General features: G+C 71.0%; 3 protein-coding genes. All 3 read left to right on the forward strand.

Annotation, left to right across the window (positions count from 1 at the left end):
• Positions 1-874 (forward strand): IclR family transcriptional regulator (locus DZF91_RS26245; protein ID WP_147341394.1); only part of this gene is annotated, 874 nt, incomplete at its 5' end.
• On the forward strand, positions 871-2169 hold the full coding sequence (locus DZF91_RS26250; RefSeq protein WP_199486902.1) for an ABC transporter substrate-binding protein: 1299 nt from the start codon (positions 871-873) through the stop codon (positions 2167-2169). The genes DZF91_RS26245 and DZF91_RS26250, both read left to right, overlap by 4 nt.
• A gap of 165 nt (positions 2170-2334) precedes the next feature.
• Positions 2335-3216 carry a carbohydrate ABC transporter permease gene (locus DZF91_RS26255; protein WP_117359861.1) on the forward strand — a complete coding sequence of 294 codons (882 nt, stop codon included), beginning with the start codon at positions 2335-2337 and terminating at the stop codon, positions 3214-3216.
• The last annotated feature ends 101 nt before the right edge of the window (positions 3217-3317 follow it).

The raw sequence follows: 3317 nt of genomic DNA on the forward strand, positions 1-3317 counted from the left end.
GACCGGTGGCGCGGCGACGACGGGCGCCCGGGCGGCCGTCAACGGCGCCGCGGCCGAGGGGACGAGGTCGCGCGGAGCCGGGGCGCTCGCGTCGGGGCTGGACATCCTCGAGACCCTGGCCGGAAGCGCCGAGGGCATGGGGGTGACCGCCCTCGCCCGCGCGGTCGGCCAGGACAAGGGCAACGCGCACCGCCTGCTGCGGATGCTGGAGGAGCGCGGGTACGTCGAGCAGGACCCGAAGACCAGGGCCTACCGCGCCTCGGTGCAGCTGGTGTCGCTCGCCGGCCAGCTCCTGCGCGACCTCGACGTGGTGGTCGTCGCCCAGCGGACGATGCGCGAGCTGTCGGACAGGACGGGCGAGGCGGTGCACCTGGCACGGCGCACCAAGTTCGGCGGCGTCTACGTCGCGCAGGAACGCCAGGGCGGCGGACGCGTCACCGTCGAGACGGAGATCGGCGCGCAGCCCGTCATCCACGCGACCGCCACCGGCAAGGCGCTGTACTGCCTGGCGACGGCCGAGGAGCTGGCGCGGGTGGCGCCGCCGCCGCTGCGCGGCTTCACGATCCGGACGCTCACGTCCGTGCCGGCGCTGATGGCCGACCTGGAGAGGGTCCGCGAGCGCGGGTACGCCGTGGACGACGAGGAGCTCAACCTCGACGTGCGCTGCGTCGCCGCCCCGATCTTCGACCTGTACGGCGCCCCGGTGGCCAGCATCGGGGTGTCGGGACCGGCGGCCCGGGTCGGCCTGTCGCAGGTCGGCGAGCTGGGAGAGCAGGTCCGCGCCGCCGCGGTGCGGATCACAGAGGAGATGGGCGGACACGTCCCCGTCACGTTCGGTGTCCGCCCGACACCACCCACGGAGGTTCACGAGTGATTCTTCACAGTACCCGACGCCTGTCGCGGCTCGCGGGCCTGGCGGCGCTGGCCGTCCTCGCCCCGGTCGCGCTCGCGGGCTGCGGCGGCTCGGGCGGCGGCTCGGACGGCAAGTCGGTCAGCATGGCGCACTACTTCAGCGACGCCCTCGGCGCCAAGGCGTTCGGGACCATCACGTCGCTGTGCACGAGGCAGACGGGCCGCGAGGTCAAGAACAACCCGATCCAGCACGAGGCGTTCAAGGACTCCATCCTCGTCCAGCTCGCCGGCGGCAACCCGCCGGACGTGTTCTCCTACTGGGCCGGCGCCAAGACGCAGTACCTCGTCGACCAGAAGCGCATGGCGCCCCTCGACGACCTCTGGAAGAAGAACGGCCTCGACCAGGCCATCCCGGAGTCCCTGTCCAAGGCGTCCGCGGACTACAACGGCCAGAAGTTCCTGCTGCCGTTCGACTACCACTACGTCGGCATCTTCTACAACCCGAAGGTCATGGCGAAGGCGGGCGTCACCACCACGCCCAAGACCTGGGACGAGCTGATGGCGGCCGCCGCCAAGCTCAAGGCCGCCGGGATCACCCCGTTCGCCCTCGGCTCCAAGAACCAGTGGCCCGCGCAGTTCTGGTTCGACTACCTGCTGCTGCGCACCGCGGGCCCCGACTACCGCCAGAAGCTCATGGCGGGTGAGGCCAAGTACACCGACCCGCAGGTCAGGACCGCCTTCACGATGTGGAAGGAGCTCTTCGACAAGGACTACTTCAACAAGAGCCCGAACGGCATCGACTGGCCGGACGCCGCGGACCAGGTCTCCAAGGGCCAGGCCGCGATGACCCTGAACGGCACCTGGATCACCGGCTACTGGGACGAGAACAAGGTCGCCCCGGTGACGGGCTACGACATGTTCCCCTTCCCGCAGGTCACCCCCGGAGTGCCGCAGGCGGCGCTCGGACCGGTGGACGGCTGGGCCCTGTCCACGGCCGCGCCGAACAAGGCCGCCGCCGAGGACCTGCTGAAGTGCCTGTCCGGGCCGGAGGCGCAGCGGGACATGGCGCTCGCTCAGGGCGCGCTCGCCCCCAACAGGAACGCCGACCTCAAGTCGCAGAACGAGGTCATGCACAAGGCCGCCAAGCAGGTCCAGGAGGCGAGCACGTTCGTCTTCAACTACGACCTCGCCACTCCGCCGGAGATGTCGGAGTCCGGCCTCAACGCGATCCAGAAGTTCGTGGACGACCCCGCCAAGCTCGACGGCGTCCTGCATGAGGCCCAGTCGGCGGCGGACGGCGCCTTCAAGAAGAAGTAGCAAGCCCGCGCGGTGACGGTGACGGCGGGAACCCGCCGTCACCGCTGCCCGCCCTGCCCTCGGAAGGCCCGGCGGCCCCCACGGCCCCGGCGGCCCTCACCCGCCCCGGTCGGCCTCCACGGCCCCCAGCGGACCCGACGGGCTCTGAAAGGAAGGAACAAGGGAGTGTCGACGCGACGCACCGGCTGGGCCGCCGTCTTCTTGGCCGTACCTCTGATCGCCTATGTCGCCACAGTGGTGGGGCCCGGGCTGTACTCGTTCTACTACAGCCTGACCGACTGGAACGCCGTCGGAGGCACCGCCGACTTCATCGGGCTCCGGCACTACCGCGACATGGCCGGGGACGAGCACTTCTGGCGGGCGCTGAGGAACACCGCCGTCTGGACGGGCGTCGCGGTGGTCGTCCCCACCCTCGCCGGCCTGGGCCTCTCCCTGGGGCTGGCCCAGGTCAGGCGGATGCAGCGGCTCATCAAGTCCCTGTTCTTCCTGCCGCTGGCGCTGTCCCTGGTGGTGGTCGGGCAGGTGTGGTTCTGGATCTTCCGCCCCGAGGACGGGCTGCTGAACCTCGTCCTGCGCCACGTCGGGCTGGAGTCGCTGCAGCACTCCTGGCTCTCCGACCCCGACGTGGCGTTCTGGTCGGTGCTGCTGGCCTGGTGCTGGCAGCAGGTCGCCCTCGCCATGGTCGTGTTCCTCGCCGGCCTGACCGGCGTGCCCGCCGAACTGGTCGAGGCGTCCAAGGTGGACGGCGCCAACGCGTGGCAGCGGCTGTGGCACGTCGTCCTGCCCTCGCTGCGCCCCGCGTTCGCGGTCGTGGTCTCGCTGTCGATGATCAACGCGCTGAAGAGCTTCGACATCGTCTACGTGATGACCGAGGGCGGCCCGTTCCGCAGGACCGAGACCCTGGCGCTGCTGGTCTACCGCAGCGCCTTCAAGACCTACGACTTCGGCTACGCGAGCGCGGTGTCGGTGGTGCTCTTCCTGATCACGCTGGTCACCATCGGCCTCTTCTTCGCCTGGACCAACCGAGAGGACCACCAGAATGCCTGACACCGCCGTCCTCACCCGCGGCCGGGCCGGCGAGGAGACGGCCCCGGGGCGGGTCCCCGCGCCGCCGCGCCGCCGCGAACGCGGCGGGCGTGCCCTGGCCC

Source organism: Actinomadura logoneensis, assembly GCF_003428695.1.
Taxonomy (GTDB): Bacteria; Actinomycetota; Actinomycetes; order Streptosporangiales; family Streptosporangiaceae; genus Spirillospora; species Spirillospora logoneensis.